General features: G+C 37.4%; 1 protein-coding gene. It reads left to right on the top strand.

The window, feature by feature from the left end:
• Positions 1–698: carbohydrate porin (locus KTI79_RS19085; RefSeq protein ID WP_143225028.1), on the top strand; the 698-nt coding region annotated here is incomplete at both ends.

The raw sequence follows: 698 nt of genomic DNA, 5'->3' as shown, positions 1-698 counted from the left end.
TATATAAATTTAAAGATAATTCTACAGTGGCCCTAAAGGGTACATTGGCGTTATTACAAGATTTTGGTGATGATAAAGATTTTTCTGGCCACAATTATGCCAAATGGGCTGAAGCCTATCTCATGTGGAATAATATCAGCTACTTAAATGGTGCAAATGTTTGGGCAGGTCGTCGTTTCTACAACCGTAATGATATTCATATTTCAGACTTTTATTACTGGAATCAGAGTGCGACAGGATTTGGTATAGATAATTTTAAATATAACGACTTGTACTATTCATATGTTTTCTCTCGTAAGGATGATGTATTTCAGGATAAACCAGTAAACCGCCATGATATTACTGTAAGTGGATTTAATACCAACCCAAATGGAACACTAAGTGTAGGGGTAAGCTATATCCCAAAAATAGATGAACCAGATAGCCATTCAGGTACTTCATTTAGCGTTCAGCATAAACAAAAGCTAGGTAAACTCAACAATACCTTGGCCTTTCAATATGGTTATGGTCCAGGAACTGGCTTAAGTTATACCGGTGATACAAGCTTATCGAGTAAGGATAAAAGCTGGCGTGTAGTCGAATTTATTGATGGGCAAATTACTGAAAACTTTAGCGCCCAAGCGGAGTTGATTTACCAGAAAGATGAACGAGAAGAAGCTTCAAATGAACAAGAGTGGTATTCAGCTGGTGTACGACCG

Origin of the sequence: Acinetobacter sp. WU_MDCI_Abxd143 (assembly GCF_025514195.1) — a bacterium.
Lineage (GTDB): Bacteria > Pseudomonadota > Gammaproteobacteria > Pseudomonadales > Moraxellaceae > Acinetobacter > Acinetobacter pittii_H.
This window is presented reverse-complemented; position numbering and strand designations above follow the sequence as displayed.